Source organism: Pseudomonas sp. NBRC 111131 (assembly GCF_001320525.1).
GTDB lineage: Bacteria > Pseudomonadota > Gammaproteobacteria > Pseudomonadales > Pseudomonadaceae > Aquipseudomonas > Aquipseudomonas ceruminis.
In genome coordinates, this window is the sequence record NZ_BCBH01000005.1 from 68,683 (window position 1) to 83,897 (window position 15,215).

At 56.2% G+C, this 15,215-nt stretch carries 13 protein-coding genes; 2 read left to right on the forward strand and 11 right to left on the reverse strand.

All coding sequences use genetic code 11. The features are described from left to right. The first annotated feature begins 2 nt into the window (after nucleotides 1–2). A complete protein-coding gene (gene rfbA, locus APH34_RS06955; RefSeq protein WP_054900450.1) occupies nucleotides 3–884 on the forward strand; it encodes a glucose-1-phosphate thymidylyltransferase RfbA in 882 nt (293 codons plus the stop codon). Further along, a complete protein-coding gene (rfbC, locus tag APH34_RS06960) occupies nucleotides 884–1,432 on the forward strand; it encodes a dTDP-4-dehydrorhamnose 3,5-epimerase (RefSeq protein WP_054900451.1) in 549 nt (182 codons plus the stop codon). The genes rfbA and rfbC overlap by 1 nt, the downstream gene beginning before the upstream one ends. A gap of 32 nt (nucleotides 1,433–1,464) precedes the next feature. On the opposite strand, the gene APH34_RS06965 is transcribed toward rfbC, so the two are convergent. The 11 genes from APH34_RS06965 to APH34_RS07015 form a co-directional block, all read right to left on the reverse strand. Then, nucleotides 1,465–2,397: an SIS domain-containing protein gene (locus tag APH34_RS06965; RefSeq protein WP_054900452.1), complete on the reverse strand. Its 933-nt coding sequence runs from the start codon at nucleotides 2,395–2,397 to the stop codon at nucleotides 1,465–1,467. Between the two features lie 351 nt (nucleotides 2,398–2,748). Next, entirely contained in the window at nucleotides 2,749–4,815 is a 2,067-nt protein-coding gene (locus APH34_RS06970; protein ID WP_054900453.1) for a glycosyltransferase family 39 protein, read from the reverse strand. Nucleotides 4,816–4,872: 57 nt separating this feature from the next. After that, nucleotides 4,873–5,211: an EamA family transporter gene (locus tag APH34_RS06975; RefSeq protein ID WP_054900454.1), complete on the reverse strand. Its 339-nt coding sequence runs from the start codon at nucleotides 5,209–5,211 to the stop codon at nucleotides 4,873–4,875. Beyond that, nucleotides 5,208–6,251: a glycosyltransferase family 2 protein gene (locus tag APH34_RS06980; protein WP_054900455.1), complete on the reverse strand. Its 1,044-nt coding sequence runs from the start codon at nucleotides 6,249–6,251 to the stop codon at nucleotides 5,208–5,210. Before APH34_RS06980 ends, APH34_RS06975 begins: the two co-directional genes overlap by 4 nt. Nucleotides 6,252–6,322: 71 nt before the next feature. After that, nucleotides 6,323–6,712: a GtrA family protein gene (locus APH34_RS06985; protein ID WP_054900456.1), complete on the reverse strand. Its 390-nt coding sequence runs from the start codon at nucleotides 6,710–6,712 to the stop codon at nucleotides 6,323–6,325. After that, nucleotides 6,709–7,659 carry a glycosyltransferase family 2 protein gene (locus tag APH34_RS06990; protein ID WP_054900457.1) on the reverse strand — a complete coding sequence of 317 codons (951 nt, stop codon included), beginning with the start codon at nucleotides 7,657–7,659 and terminating at the stop codon, nucleotides 6,709–6,711. Before APH34_RS06990 ends, APH34_RS06985 begins: the two co-directional genes overlap by 4 nt. Then, complete coding sequence (locus APH34_RS06995) at nucleotides 7,659–9,248, reverse strand: DUF6311 domain-containing protein (RefSeq protein WP_232964022.1); 1,590 nt, start codon at nucleotides 9,246–9,248, stop codon at nucleotides 7,659–7,661. Before APH34_RS06995 ends, APH34_RS06990 begins: the two co-directional genes overlap by 1 nt. 81 nt (nucleotides 9,249–9,329) lie before the next feature. Next, nucleotides 9,330–11,855, reverse strand: a complete 2,526-nt coding sequence (locus tag APH34_RS07000) for a glycosyltransferase family 1 protein (RefSeq protein ID WP_054900459.1) — start codon at nucleotides 11,853–11,855, stop codon at nucleotides 9,330–9,332. After that, on the reverse strand, nucleotides 11,855–13,210 hold the full coding sequence (locus APH34_RS07005) for a bifunctional 2-polyprenyl-6-hydroxyphenol methylase/3-demethylubiquinol 3-O-methyltransferase UbiG (RefSeq protein WP_054900460.1): 1,356 nt from the start codon (nucleotides 13,208–13,210) through the stop codon (nucleotides 11,855–11,857). The genes APH34_RS07000 and APH34_RS07005 overlap by 1 nt, the downstream gene beginning before the upstream one ends. Further along, nucleotides 13,203–14,423 (reverse strand): ABC transporter ATP-binding protein, encoded by a 1,221-nt coding sequence (locus APH34_RS07010; RefSeq protein WP_054900461.1) that lies wholly within the window; start codon nucleotides 14,421–14,423, stop codon nucleotides 13,203–13,205. Before APH34_RS07010 ends, APH34_RS07005 begins: the two co-directional genes overlap by 8 nt. After that, on the reverse strand, nucleotides 14,420–15,214 hold the full coding sequence (locus APH34_RS07015) for an ABC transporter permease (protein WP_054900462.1): 795 nt from the start codon (nucleotides 15,212–15,214) through the stop codon (nucleotides 14,420–14,422). The genes APH34_RS07010 and APH34_RS07015 overlap by 4 nt, the downstream gene beginning before the upstream one ends. Nucleotide 15,215: the final 1 nt, after the last annotated feature.

Consider the following 15,215-nt stretch of genomic DNA (forward strand, 5'->3'; position numbering starts at 1 on the left):
ATATGGCTCGTAAAGGAATTATTCTGGCTGGCGGTTCTGGCACACGTCTGCACCCCGCCACACTTTCTGTTTCCAAACAGTTGTTGCCGGTGTACGACAAACCGATGATCTACTACCCGCTCAGCACCCTTCTGCTGGCTGGTATCCGCGACATTTTGATTATCTCGACACCGCAGGACACCCCACGCTTCGAGCAACTGCTGGGGGATGGCAGCCAGTGGGGCCTTAACCTGACCTATGCCGTGCAACCAAGTCCGGATGGTCTGGCGCAGGCATTCACGATCGGTGCCGATTTCATCGGTAACGACCCTTCGGCACTCGTACTGGGCGACAACATCTTCTATGGCCACGACTTCCAGTCGCTGTTGCTGAACGCCGGTCAGCGCGATGCAGGTGCTTCGGTGTTCGCCTATCACGTACACGACCCGGAACGTTACGGCGTAGCCGAATTCGACGAGACCGGTCGTGTGCTGTCGCTTGAAGAGAAGCCCAAACTACCGAAATCCAGCTATGCCGTAACCGGCCTGTACTTCTACGACAATCAGGTAGTGGACATGGCCCGCAGCCTGAAGCCGTCGGCTCGTGGCGAACTGGAAATTACCGACCTCAATAATCTTTACTTGCAACAGGAACAACTGCAGGTCGAGATCATGGGCCGTGGTTACGCATGGTTGGACACGGGCACACATGACAGCTTGCTGGATGCCAGCCAGTACATCGCAACCATGGAACGCCGCCAGGGCCTGAAGGTCGCTTGCCCAGAAGAAATCTGCTACCGCGCCGGCTGGATCAATGCCGAGCAGCTTGAGCGTCTGGCTCAGCCGCTGCTCAAGAACGGTTACGGCCAGTACCTGAAAAACCTGCTTAAAGAGAAAGTCTTCTAATGAAAGCGATACCTTTGGCCATCCCCGAAGTCTTTCTGTTCACCCCAACGGTGTTCGGTGATGAGCGCGGCTTTTTCTACGAGAGCTTCAATGCCCGCGTCTTCAATGAAATAACCGGGCAGCAAACAGAATTTGTTCAAGACAATCACTCTCGCTCGACAAAGGGCGTGCTGCGCGGCTTGCATTATCAACTGCCGCCGCACGCTCAGGGCAAACTGGTGCGCGTAGTTCAGGGTGAGGTTTTTGACGTAGCGGTAGATATCCGCCGCTCCTCGCCCACCTTTGGTAAATGGGTGGGCGCTGTCCTGTCCGCGCAAAACCATAACCAATTGTGGATTCCGCCTGGTTTTGCCCACGGTTTCGTCACGCTGAGCGAGACGGCAGAGTTCCTCTACAAGACAACGGACTTCTACTCACCTCAATGCGAGCGCTGCATTGCTTGGGATGACCCGGAAATCGCAATCGAGTGGCCCATCGATTACACGCCCTCGCTCTCCGCGAAGGATTGCCTGGGCGTGTCATTGAGCAACGCAGAGCACTTCGATTGAGGTGATGCTGCGTAGCGTGGTCGGGATGTCGACTAGTCGAATATTTCGACCACGCCTACCACTGCCCCATCCTCATTCGTGACCGCCAATGCCCTGATTTTATTATTCAGCATGTAAGCCTCCGCCTCGGAGAGCTGCGCATCCTCAAGAATGGTGTGCGGTTTCCCGGTCATGAATTGCGCAACGTTTTCTCGAATGATGCCGTCGTTTTCCAGCAGTGCACGGCGCAGGTCGCCGTCAGTCACGATGCCTACCAACTGATCACCCTCCAACACCACCGCCAAACCGAGACGGCTGCGAGTCATCACCAATAGGCAATCGTGGAAGCGGGTAGCGCGCGTTACAACCGGAGCCGGCGAATGCATCACATCCTTTACTCGAGTCAACAATTTACGGCCAAGGCTACCCCCTGGGTGGTAACGGGCGAAGTCCATAGGTTTGAACTGGATAGCTTCGATTAACGCTACCGCGAGTGCATCACCCATGGCCATCGTCGCCAAGGTAGAAGTGGTGGGTGCCAGATTATTTGGGCAAACCTCACGTTCTACCGAAATATCGAGCCAAATGTCGGCATGCTTCGCCAGGGTGGATTTGGCATTGCCTGTCATGGCAATAATCTTGTTCCCGAATGACTTCAGGCTTGGGATGAGCTTGATCACCTCCTCAGTTTCGCCGCTGTAACTGATGAGAATAAGTACGTCCACAGGCTTCAACATGCCGAGGTCGCCATGGAAGGCTTCAGCAGGGTGTAAAAAGAAGCTCGGAGTGCCTGTGGAGGCGAATGTCGCCACCATTTTCTGGCCAATGAGGCCTGATTTGCCCATACCGCACACCACAGCGCGGCCTTGACAGCTAAGCAAAAGCTCCACAGCACCTTGGAACTCACCGTCCAACCGATCAGCGAGTACGTTAACGGCGCGTGCTTGGGCGATGAGCGCTTGCTTGGCGATATTGAGGTGATTCATATTCTTCCATGAAGGATTTGGTTAAAGGGGAACGTGCGAATTCTAAGGGCTTCAGTGCCCAGTGCAAAGTATGACAGCTGTTATATTCATGCCTCTGTTCGCGCAAGCAGCGTCAGCGTAACTATGGATTGCGCTGCGATGCTCAGGACGGCTGAACTGCTATGTACAAATCAGAATGTACCCCTTCCCTCCAAAGGTTTGATGCAATAGGTGAGAGGTACAGCAGTTGATATCACTGAGTGAAAATCGCCATTCGGCGAGTAACCTGTAATTTTTTCCATAAGCCGAGGAGACTCGGATCAGACGGACGGTACCTATCGTTTTGACCGTATAGGTACCGTCACAGTCTCTCTACTCTACTTCCTGAATAACAATCTGCTGAACACCAATCCCAAGCTTACGTTTATCGGTGCTGACGCCCAACTGCTCGGGCGATGTCGCCTGCGGCACCTTGATCGTCAGCTCGCTCACCTCGTCGGGATTCTCGATCTTCAAGCTATACGTCTCCATCTCAGCGCTGAGCTTCAACGGATAACGGCGATCATCAACCTTCACTTCAAAGGCTCGGTCCTGGTTAGGGCCGAACGCTTTGGCATTGATCTCCAGCGTGAACACTTTAGGAAGCGGTCGCGTGAATTGCAGGGTCACCGTGTCAGCATCGGACCATGCTCCCCAGCTCTCGGCATGGGAAATGCCACGAAGCGCTTCGACAGCATCGGTGTTAATGTCCGTGCGGAAGTCGAGCACCAGCGGGTTGTCCTTGGGCACCTTTTTCGCCAATGAGAATCCATTGAGCTTCAGAACCTTAAAGTCGCCTTTGGCGAACTCCACATCCCCTACTACCAAAATCCATTTCTTGTCAGCCGGCGACTGATCGGCCGTGTAGATTTCGCCTGGTTTATAGGACAAATCTGGCCCCGCGTTCAAGTCCTCGACCCAAAACAGCGCTCGCAGAATCGATGCAGGATTATCCCCTACCACTAGCAGATGCGGACGCTCGGTCACTGGCAAGTATTGACGTGCAAACATCCCAGCCTTGTCGTAGACGTCCGCCTGGTTACGCTCCAACAAAGAAATGCTGGCATACACCGTGCTAACCAGTACAGAGAGCGGCAAGTAGATGTACAGGAACAGCTGCATGCTTTTGCGCGGTTTGGTACACCACAGAATAAGGCTGATCAGCGAGAGCAGAGCGAGTACCACAAAGATCTTTTTGTGGTAGGTAAAGCCGCGCAGCTCAGGGTTATCGATGAAGCTCAGTGTGAACGGGTGCATGCGCGTGATGCCTGCATAGAGCACAGCGCTCATGATTACAATCGCTACCCCCCACCGCACGTAACGATGCGGTGCGAGCTTGGTGCCAGCCAGTTCGGCGCCTGCGGCGATGAACAGCAGCGGGAACATGAAGTCGTAATACCGCATGTGTAGCCGCAACGCTGTCTCCACTGCGTTAGTCCCTGCGACAGACGCCGAGAACAATGCCACCACCGCAATCAGGTTCAGTAGCAGGAACAGCGTGAAGAAGGCAAATTTGCCATCGTCCCCGATTGCTCGGGTTCTCAGCGTTGCGATGCTGGCGGAGATGATGATCGCCAAGGCGCATCCGAACATCACGGTATTGCCCAGTAGATGTCCGGCAGCGATGGTCGGTGCGGCCTTCAGGATAGCCAGGTACCGATCAAGGCTAGAGGCGCTCGACTCAAGTGTGGTGGCATAGAAATTGCCAAACAGCGTAAGGCCTGCCTTGCCTGCTACCAGGTAGCTGAAGCCCCACTTCGTGAGCAACATCACGCCGAAAAAGATAGCTGCGTTTTTCACCGCGGTAACGAACCACCGGTCCACGTCTTTGTATGCAAAGTACGCAATGCACAGGCAGAAGGCCGGAACCACGAACAGCGCATGTGGTTTGACGAGGGAGGAGCAGCCCATCAGCACACCGAGCAGCGCCCATCGTTGCCAAGGTGCGCTCGAGTCCAGCGTCAGGAAGTACCAAACGCTTACCCAGAAGGTCAGGTAGAACAGCGCTTCAGGCATGAAGTACGTGGTATAGCTGTTAATTGGCCCAAGCATGCTCAAGGCCACGATCAACACCGCTACCCGTGCGCTGCAGAAGCGGCGCGCCACCATGAAAATAAACGGTGAGGCGAGTACGAAGAACAAGGCGTTGAGCAGCTTGGTGCAACTGACGAACCCGTCCCCGCACATCAACGTTGACTTGTAAATGCTCAAATAGAGGTAATTGGGTATCGACGCACTCGAAAGCGGCAGCACGCGCGCCATTGAACTGTACGTATACTCATCCCCGAAGACGGTCGGATAGATACCACTTGAACGCATCAGCAACAGCACAAGGGCCAGTGCCATGATTGCCGCTACTGCCACGGCCGCGTTTAGGTGCGACCTGTCTATCAACTTCATACTAGCCTATCCCTTCTACTGCTCTTCATTTCCATGACCTGATGCGTATGCGCCATTTCAGGACTTAACGGCCAGTACGATGCCGAACATGATGAATGCGACGCCGATGAAATACTGGACCTGGAATCGCTCACCCAGAATGAAATGGCTGCCAATGGGCACGAGAACGAACGCCAGCGCCATCAACGGGTAAGCTTTGCCCAACTCGATCTTCTGCAGCACCCACACCCAGGCGATGGTCGTCACCCCATACAACGCGAACGCAGCGCCAAGAATCATCAGCGTCTTGAGATCGAAGATCGTACCGGCCCGTTGCAGCGCGCTAGCGCTGAGCTTGAACATGATCTGACCGGTCGCAATCCCCACGACGCATAGAATTGCAATGGCGTACATCATGGACGCTTACCTGCCTTGAATTTAGACTTCAGTCGCGAAAGATGGAACGGTCTTCTCGGAACCGACGCGATGTCCTGCCCCAGGAAAGCCAGGATCAGTTGAATACCCAGGAATATAGGCAAGGCAGACAACATCACGGTACCAGCAGAATTGGCGACCCCGGTGTAGATGGACGAAGCCCAGTGAGACAAGCCGAAAACCAGTCCCCATACCAGCAACAGCAGGCCAGCTGGAAGCTCAAGTGAGGCCAGCGACATGTCACGCAGGTAGTAGTTGTAGAAGATCCGCTTGCCAAAATTGCGCACGTGTTTGGCCAGAAACTCACCCACAATCTTGGAAATCTTCAGATTGCTGACCTCATCACCGTATTTGGCGTCCATGGGTACATCCACGACGACAGCGCGCAGGGTATTGAGACGGAACAAGATATCCGTTTCAAAAAAGTAGCGACGGCTGATTTTGGAAAACGGCAAGTGGCGTGCGACGTCACGGTGGATAGCCGTGTAGCCATTGGTAGGGTCGAACAGATCCCAATAGCCCGACGAAAACTTGGTCATGAAGGACAGTACGGCGTTGCCGAACAAGCGAATCCTCGGCATCGCGCGGATTTCTTCCAAGTCATAGAACCGGTTGCCCTTGGTGTAATCCGCAGTGCCCTCAAGAATGGGCGTGACGAAATTCATCAGTAGACCTGGGTCCATCTGGCCATCGCCATCGATCTTCACGATGATATCCATGCCATCTTGAATCGCTGCCTGATAGCCCGTCATTACCGCACCGCCAACTCCCTGATTCTCAGGGTTGTGCAACACGACAACACGCGGATCTGTAGCGTGCTCCTCCACGTAACGGCCGGAACCTTCCGGGCAGCAGTCGTCGACCACGTAGATGCGCTGAACTTCCGGGCCGATATCGGCAATTACGCCCAAGATATGAGCGATTACTTTATAGGAAGGAATCACGACCGCAATGCTGGTTGAGCGGTCTTCGCAAGGTTGCGTACTGCCAGGCGAAAGGTGTTCTTGCTGGCCAATTGTCATAATTTGAGTACCTGTGACGTATTCCAAAAAAATTTATTTCTGTGCTCTGGGCGGTATAGAAATGGGCGGTTTCATGACTTTGCTGGGGCAAACGCCCAGAGCTTCATAACTATGAAATTGAGCACCGGCACGATGAAGACCACCATCAACAAGCCCACCCCATAATGCCATCCCATGTACTCAACCCACGAGGTGATGAGCAGCGTTAGCCCCAGCGACACGAGTGAGACCAGCAAAAAGCGCCGGTATCCCAACCAACTCATAGGCACACGGAAGGTAAACCGGCTATTGATGCAGTAAGACATCAGGTTAGCCACGATGAATGCACACGCGTTGGCCACTGCAGCTGGGGGTGCCAGGGTTTCCATAAGGCCGATCACAACCCCCGCGTGCACTGCAGTGTTGGCTACCCCAACCATGGCAAAACGCAGAAACTGATAGTACTTGCCCGGAATGATCATTGGTCGGTCTTGACCACTTCGCGCACGACGTACACTGGTCGACGCTTCGATTCGACGAAAATCCGCCCTACATACTCCCCTAGAACCCCGATGCCGATGAGCTGCACCCCGCTGGCGAAAAGGATGGTGATCATCAACGATGCGTAACCTGGCGTATCGGCGCCGAAGCACAGGGTTTTGATCAGTAGGTAAACCGCATACAGAAAAGCCATGGCCGAGACTGCGCAGCCAAGGTAAGTCCATATACGTAAAGGTGCCGAGCTGTAGCTGGTGATTCCCTCGATGGCAAAATTCCAGAGTTTCCACGTATTGAAGCTGGTTTTCCCAGAGCTTCTTGGGGCCACTTGATATTCAATGGTGGCGGTGCGGAAGCCTACCCAGGCAAAAAGCCCTTTCATGAAGCGACGGCTCTCTGGAAGCCTTTTCAATGCGTCAACGACCTTGCGATCCATCAATCGAAAATCACCCACGTCGGCGGGTATATGAATGTCCGATATGGAGTTGTGCAGTTTGTAGAAACCGTTGGCGGTGAACTTCTGCACAGTGCGGTCGGTGCGTCGATCCACTCGCTTTGCCAGAACCACCTCGGCGCCCTCCTCCCATTTGGCGACAAGCTCTAGCACCACTTCAGGCGGATGCTGAAGGTCGGAGTCAATAGGCACCACCGCATCGCCGTTCGCGAAGTCCAGGCCCGCTGAAAGCGCGGCTTCTTTCCCGAAATTACGTGACAGGTCAATGATGGTCACATAGGGGTAAGCCACCTGGGCCTTCAGCAACTCCTCGTAGGTCTGGTCCCTGCTGCCGTCGTTGATCGCAATGACCTCGAAGTCATAGCGATCACCCAACGTTTTGAACAGCGCGTCCACCCGGTCAAAAAACGCGACAACACCGCGCTCCTCATTGTAAAACGGCGAGATCAGTGACAAAAGACGCCTGGGTTCGCTCATCAACGGCGCTCCTTCTCCGCATCAAACTTGCACACGTGGGCGTAATCGACCTCCGTGCACGTGGGCTGCTGGTTGGCTGGAAAAAGCGCCAGCGCCTGGCTCACTTCAGGGAAATCGCCTTTAACGAATACATACAGAGAGTGGTGCGCATCCGAGGCGGCTATTTCGGCTTGCGTGCTTTCCACCGCACAGTTGGAGTTAGCACGTGCGACGTAGCCGGTGTTGATCTTGAGCCCGTGCTCGACTGCATAACGCATGGTCGGCATCAGCGTACTCAGTATCAAGTCCGAGCGCCCACAGCGGAACTTGGGGAAGAAGTACAGATAACGGACGTCACCCTGAATCTGCGCATCCCACGACGCCTGGCTCAAGACCGGCGTCACAGGACGCCTAGCGCCATCAATCAAACGATGGCGCTGTATAGACATATCAGCCACCTGAACCACGATCATCACCAGCATCGCCAGCGCAAAGGCGGGCTTGGGCAGCCTGCGGTACAACAGCACGATAGCCGCGATGGTGAGTGCATAGCCCACAGGCCAAAAGAACCGGCCAGACGCCCGGAATTGGGTGGTAATGGCCTCCATGAACGCCGGGTAATGGAGGACCAATACCTGGCGGGTACCCCAGTAGATCATATCGGAAAGCGCATACAGGGTGAGCCCAAGCATCACCAGTACCAGCGGCCAGTTGTCTGCAGCCCACCGCAATACCCTGCGCCCACCCAGGAAAAGGCCGGCCAGCAACCCCAGCAAGACCCCTAGGCCCAGGTAATTGAAGCCTTCGTACTGACCCGGCATTTCTGCGTTTTCAATGGGAAAGAACTTGCCCCCTGAAAACGGAGCCAGCAAGTTCATGGAAAACGTTCCGAACCCTGTTTCCTTGGCCACATTCGTCGAGTCCATAGGAAACACGGTGACCCAAAGACTGATGCCGATTATTAAGAAGGGCAACAAAGCCCGAGGCAAATCCAGCCATCGATAATTACGTGGTTTGGCAAGCCAGTTCGCTACATAGATTGCGCTCGCCATCACGCACAGGTAGATGTTTATGTAGAAGCCCGCAACCAACAGCGCTGTCCAGCCTGCAACGGGCACCTGCCCGATCCGCTGCCCACGCAAATAAAGCGCGATCGCAGCCAGGATGATCCAATGCGTCATCAACGAAATGTGCGTCACGCGCGCAGTGAATGCTGGGAAGATCAGCAGGCACACGACCAGCGCCACCAATGCCAGCCAGGACTTTACCTCGAGCTCACGCAGTATCCACCACGCCCCTACTGCTTGGCCTATGAATGCCAGCCCCACCCAGACACCGTATGGATTGAACGGTGCGTACGTCGAGGGCACGACCAGTTTCAGGATAAGCGCATAGAGCGGAATGGTGTCCATGAACGTCGCGCGCGTTCCCTGCGGATAATTGATGCTGTCGAATGCCAGCAGCGGATATCCGAAAGGCGCACTGAAGAACGCATCGAAGCCAGAGATGTATTGTGTAACGTCGTCGACTTCCGACTGCCAGTACGACGACGTACCGGCGATGAAACCCGAAGGAAAATGATGCCACACGAACCAGACAGCGATAGCCAACGCTAACGCCAGGCCCGTCCTCCCCGTGGAACCCAACCTTGAACCCATTGCAAACGCCCCAGTATGTGTTTTATAGGCGCGTTAGAACGCGCACTTATCTATTGCATCTACCAGCTGTTGTGCGCTGGCTTTCCATGTCAACCATGGCATTTCGTTGGATTGAGGATGCTCGCCCTTTTCGAACAACCCCAGCCATTGCTTAATCTTCTGCGCAATTTCTTCTGTGTGCGTGCCGTCGAAGTACCAGGCGTGATCACCAGCCACTTCCCGGAACACAGGCAAGTCCCTGGCAATAATCGGCAGTTTGTGTTGCGCGGCCTCGATCAACGGAAGGCCGAAGCCTTCACCGTAGGAACCGGCAATCAGGCAGTCAGACGCTTGATACAGATGCTCCAGGTACTCGTCGCTCGCACCCGAGAGCCACAACAGCCGCTTGCCACGCTCTGCGTGATGGGTCAGCCGCTGCGCCAGTTCATCGACCAGCCAGCCATGTTTACCCACAATGACAAGATTGACTTGTACCCCATCGGCCCATAGTTGTTCGAACGCCTCAAGCGTCTGCGCATGCCCTTTACGGGGTTCCAGCGTACCTACCATGAGGAACGTGGGGTTGTCTTCCAGCGCTTCAAGGCGCATGGCAGGGTCTTCCGGGAACCCTAACGATGGAACAGACTGATCAAGGTCCGCACCCAGATGGAAAGCGCCGATGTGGAACGGACGCTTACGAGGGGGCATGTGCTCTAGTCGCCAGTCATGTAACTCGTCAGCCACTGCTTGTGAAATACAGATAGCACCATCGTATTGTGCAACCGTATGGATCCATTTCTCATAATGTTCGTGCAGGCTGTCTACGAAACAGTGCGGAAGTTGCAGAATCAACAAGTCATAGACCACAAACAGGATACTGACGCCGTGATCGCGCATCGCATTGAAATAGGCTTTTTTGTGCGGTAGCACATCCATCAAGAGATCGAGGCCAAGGTAGACGTCCCCTGCACGGTAGCTGATCACCTCGTCTTGCAATGCCTCGCTCGGTTCCTGGCCCAGGAACTTGGCAGTAAATGCCGAGGCTTCACGATAGAACGGCTCTCCCGCATTCGTGTACACAGGTACGACCTTGTATGCCGAAGGCGGGTTGACTAGCCACTCCAGCAAAATGCTGCGCACCACACGCTGTATACCGCTCTTGCCGTCGTGCTTACACAGCTCTGAAATGTCCACGAACAAACTGGGCACGTCTGCTGGCTGCTGCGTGGAGTAATCCACGGCCTTGGCCAGGCGCTCGATGGAGACATCACCGTTGAGCAGCGGTGCACTCGCACTGAGTGTTTCAATCAGCCTTTGAAGGTGATCGCCCCCCTGCTCAACGTGGCCCTCGCCAGCCTGACGATCGGCCAGGGATTGTTCGAAGGCCTTGATGGCAGCTTGCCCTGTACGGTCCCATGAGAAGTGCTCGGCCCGGTCTGCCCCGTGCACAGCCAAGGCCTTGCGGAAGGCATCGTCCAGCAATGCTTGCTCCAGCTTGCTGGCGATCGCCGCTGGGTCATGGGGGTCGAAGGTCGCGGCATCCCAACCAATCACCTCCGGTACGCTGGAGGCGTTCGCACCGATTACGGGGGCGCCACATTTCATGGCTTCCAGCGGTGGCAGCCCGAAGCCTTCGTGCCAGGACGGGAACACATACAGCTCACATATGCTGTAGAGGCTACGAAGTTCGGCATCACTGACGAAACCGGTGAAAGCCAGATCGTCCACGCCTAACCCGTGGTCAAGAGCATGGTGACGATATAGATCCACGTGGTACTGCGGCATCTTGCCGGCGAACACCAATTGTGTATCCCCGACGTTTGATTTGACGGCTGCAAAGGCCTCGATCAAGCGAGGAAGATTCTTGCGCTCATCTGCACCGCCGGTATACAAAACGAACGGTTCACGCAGGCCGAATTTTTCCAGCAGAGCCAACCGTTCTTCGTGGGTTAGTGTGACTGGGTAAAACACGTCATCTGCAGCGGTTGATACGTTAACGACACGCGCGTCGTCCAAGGGCAGCAGAGATAGCGCTTCCTGGCGAGCAAAGTCCGAGATCGACAGCAACAAATCATACCCCTGGAACGCAGCGACCTTGGCCAGATAATGGCTCTTGTAAGCAGGATTGCCGTCCAGGTATTGCTGAGGACTTACCAGAGGGATCAGGTCATAGAGCGTGGTGCTGATCAACGCGTTCTGATGCAGCGAAGCACTTCCAATCACCGCGTCGTCAATGTAGCCCTCCACCGAACTGGTCACGTGAACCACATCCGGCTCAAGCGCATCGATACACGCCTGCCGGACATATTCGGCCGTCTGGCGACGCGCCAGGTTATCCGGATGACTGTCCGCAACTGGCCCTTCGGCGTACCAGACACGTATGTGGCTTTGCGGCAGCAAACCGATGAACGCCGTACGGATAGGCTCTATGCTCTCGTGCAGCATGCCGTTGAGCACGAGATAGATCTCATGCTCGCCTCGATTGCGCACTATGCTCTGGGCGAACGCCATGCTGTAGCGGCCGATGCCTCTAAAGCGGCTTTCGGTCTGCGCGCCCTGCATGTCAATTACGATACGCATTACTTCTGGCCCTTCGTTACGGCAGCACGAAGTGCGCTCTCGATCTGGCGCCCCCGTGGGGTCAATGGAGCATGGTCGATCAAACCGTGCTGTGGGTCGTTCGCTTCTACAGGAATGACAGGCGCATCCACTTTCAACAGGTTGCGCAGCACGCTACTGAGCCAGGGGCTACGTTGAACCAGCGACCTGACCTTGCGTTCGATCGCCGGGCGACGCGCCAGCCAGAGGCGAGCATGAGGCGCAAGACGGCGCAAGCCATGCTTGGCCGTCGCCGAGACACTACGAGGGTGCTTGACCAGATGGCCTAGCTGGCGAACTGGCGCGGTCGCTCGCCACACCGTGCTACTCTGCAGCGCCGTCAATTGCTGTTCCAGAGCGGTGGCGCGCAGGTACCAGTTGTGAGCATTGCTCAACGAAGTGTTCATCTCGACCCGTAGCCGGTCAGCCTGCGCGCGCGCTTGGTCCAGCTCGCTCTCCCACTGCCCCTTCTCCTGCGCAAACCCAGCCTCGAGCAATTGCACCCGCTCGGCCTGTTCGGCTTTCAGGGCGCCAAGTATGTCGTGTACTTCGGTTGCCATTTGATTCTCTAGAGTATTCAACCGACCTTCCAAGGCCTGGTCATAACGCGAAGCCAATTCGTCCAGCGCCACGCCATACACTTGCGCGAACGGAGCGTCGAACGCTGCCAGTACGTCGTCTGCTGCCTGTTTTTGCGCCACCACGGCGTAATCCGGGCTGGTGCCGGCCAGCACGTCCATGACGCCCAGCTTGCGCTCAGGGTCGCGCAGGTCCGGCGCTTCTTGCAAACGAAGTACCTTGGAGCGGGCGAAGCCCTTGAACTCCGTCAGAAACGAAAGCAGCAAGCTGGGGATCGGGCGGTCGTGTGTGGGGTCGACGAAGAAATTGTTGGTACCAACCACCACGTTTTCAGCGTTGGGCGTTTCCAGGATAAGCAAGCCGCCGGGCTGCAGCACACGCATGGCTTCGCCGACCATTTCTTCCAGCACGGCGAACGGGATGTGCTCGGCGATGTGGAAACCGCTGACGGCAATCAGACTTGCGTCGGGCAACTGGCGCAGCGCGTTGAGCGCATCATCAGTGCGCACTGGCAGGCCCAGTTCGCGACAGGCCTCGAGCATGCCTTCGTCAAGGTCGACACCGCTGGCGTCATAGCCTTCGCGGATGAGTATTTCCAGCCACTCGCCACGACCACAGCCTACGTCCAGCACGGCTGGGTTGGAGTAGAGGGTCTTCAGAGGCGCCAGGAACGGCAGGTAGACTTCAAGACGGCTGGCGATCAACGCTCGCGACCCGCGATGGCGGTCTTCGAACGCACGGTAAAATCGGCTATCCATTAATACACTCCACGGTCGGTGGTATCCAGGCAAGGCCTACGAAAGTACTTCCCGACACGTTGACGACGTTGAATACCAAGGCCAGGTCGCGCCATTCGTAGTTGTCCACCACGTGCGCATCTGCGGCATGCAGCGCTACGGCTACGGAATAAGAGCCCACGCCCAGATTGGCGGGGAAGCGGAATCGGTAAGACAGTTGCGTGCCCTGCGCGAGGTCCTTGCGCGCACACCCCAGATGATGGGTATTGGTGCCGTAAACGTCCTGCCCCAGGCGATCCTTGATTACATAACCCACGACCAGCTCTGGCAAAGGGGCATTGATGGCCACATCCACGGTCAAGCAGATATCCTCGCCAACCGTGACGTACTCTGCAGCTGCCCCTTGAGCGTTATACAAAGTGACGCCTTCGATACTGGCCTTGCCACTGCCCGAGCGCGTTTGAACCGCACCATTTTCGAGGGTCTGCACTTCAACGGTGGCGTTTTCCTTCTGCGCGATGATGGCGTTGTAGTAATCCATCACCTCCTCGGGCGGGCCGTCCTTGATCACGGTGCCGCCATCGAGCAGGATCGCGCGGTTGCACAAGGCCTGGATGGCGGCACGGTCATGGGAGACGATCAGCAACGTGGTGCCCGCCTTCTGGAATTGCTTGATGCGGCCAAAGCTCTTGTGCTGGAAGTAACTGTCACCTACCGACAAGGCTTCGTCGATGATGAGGATTTCCGGGCGAAACGCGGTCGCCACCGAAAACGCCACGCGCATCTGCATGCCGCTGGAGTAGGTACGCACAGCCTGGTCGAAGTACTCGCCGATTTCGGCGAAGGCTTCGATGTCGTCGATGACACTGTCGATCTGCTCGGTATTGAACCCCATCAGCCCGGCGGCGTGGTAGACGTTCTGGCGGCCGGTCAGCTCGGAATTGAAGCCCATGCCCAACTCGAGGATGGCCGCGATGCGGCCATTGACGTGGACCTTGCCTTCGGTGGGCTGCAGGGTACCGGTGATCATCTTCAACAGGGTGGATTTACCGGCTCCGTTCTGGCCGACCAAACCGATGGCCTCGCCTGCTTCGATAGTGAAGCTGACATGCTTGAGCACCCAGTGCTCGTTGCTAGCCTTGACCGGCAGGTAGAACCAGCGGGCAATACGTTGCCATTCCGAGCGGTAACCGCGGTAGGCCTTGCCGACATTGTTGACTGACAGAAGGGTCATAGTGAGTCCACCATTTCCGCGGAGGCCCGACGGAACAGGAACAGGCCAAGCACCATGAGGCAGAGCGCGATGGCGACCGTCATGCCGACGGCAGCCAGGTTCGGCGCGAGCTTGTAGACGAGCACGTTATGGTAGGCGGTGACGAGCGCGTACATAGGGTTGATGTCCAGCGTACCCTTGAGGTAATCAGGCACGATGTTCACCGAATAGACGATGGGGGTGAACCAGAACCACACCTGCATGATGATCGGCACGACTTGGCCAATATCGCGCAGAAACACATTCAACACCCCCAGCACCAGGCCCAGCCCTACCGCGAAGGCCACCACAACCAGGGTCAGCGGCAGCAACCAGAACATCTGCACATTCGGGGCATGCCCAAGGATGGCGAAGATGATCATCACCGCGGCAAACAACAGCAGGTTGTTGAGCAGGCACGACCCCACCACGATCACCGGCAGCGCAATGCGCGGGAAGCGCATCTTCTTCATCAGGTTGCCCTGCTCGATGAAGACCGTCAGGCAGCGCCCGACGATTTCGGCAAACAGGTTCCAGGCCAGGATGCCGGCGATCAGGTACAGCGCATAGGCGTACTTGTTGTCGATGCCCGGCAAGCGAGCGCCGAGCACGTTGGACAGGATCAGCGCATAAATGGCCACCTGTGCCAATGGATGGATGATCATCCATAAGCCACCCAGTTTGCTGCGCGCAAAACGCGAGATGAACTCGTTCTTGATGGACGTGAGAATGAAGCCTCTGTAGTCCCAGACGCCCCGGAGCATGCCGAACATA

Coding starts and splice junctions, on each gene's coding strand:
- APH34_RS07005 (WP_054900460.1), bottom strand. CDS start 13,210: ATGGATAGCCGATTTTACCGTGCGTTCGAAGACCGCCATCGCGGGTCG.
- APH34_RS06970 (WP_054900453.1), bottom strand. CDS start 4,815: ATGAAGTTGATAGACAGGTCGCACCTAAACGCGGCCGTGGCAGTAGCG.
- APH34_RS07000 (WP_054900459.1), bottom strand. CDS start 11,855: ATGCGTATCGTAATTGACATGCAGGGCGCGCAGACCGAAAGCCGCTTT.
- APH34_RS06990 (WP_054900457.1), bottom strand. CDS start 7,659: ATGAGCGAACCCAGGCGTCTTTTGTCACTGATCTCGCCGTTTTACAAT.
- APH34_RS07010 (WP_054900461.1), bottom strand. CDS start 14,423: ATGACCCTTCTGTCAGTCAACAATGTCGGCAAGGCCTACCGCGGTTAC.
- APH34_RS06985 (WP_054900456.1), bottom strand. CDS start 6,712: ATGATCATTCCGGGCAAGTACTATCAGTTTCTGCGTTTTGCCATGGTT.
- APH34_RS06965 (WP_054900452.1), bottom strand. CDS start 2,397: ATGAATCACCTCAATATCGCCAAGCAAGCGCTCATCGCCCAAGCACGC.
- rfbA (WP_054900450.1), top strand. CDS start 3: ATGGCTCGTAAAGGAATTATTCTGGCTGGCGGTTCTGGCACACGTCTG.
- APH34_RS06980 (WP_054900455.1), bottom strand. CDS start 6,251: ATGACAATTGGCCAGCAAGAACACCTTTCGCCTGGCAGTACGCAACCT.
- APH34_RS06975 (WP_054900454.1), bottom strand. CDS start 5,211: ATGATGTACGCCATTGCAATTCTATGCGTCGTGGGGATTGCGACCGGT.
- APH34_RS07015 (WP_054900462.1), bottom strand. CDS start 15,214: ATGTTCGGCATGCTCCGGGGCGTCTGGGACTACAGAGGCTTCATTCTC.
- rfbC (WP_054900451.1), top strand. CDS start 884: ATGAAAGCGATACCTTTGGCCATCCCCGAAGTCTTTCTGTTCACCCCA.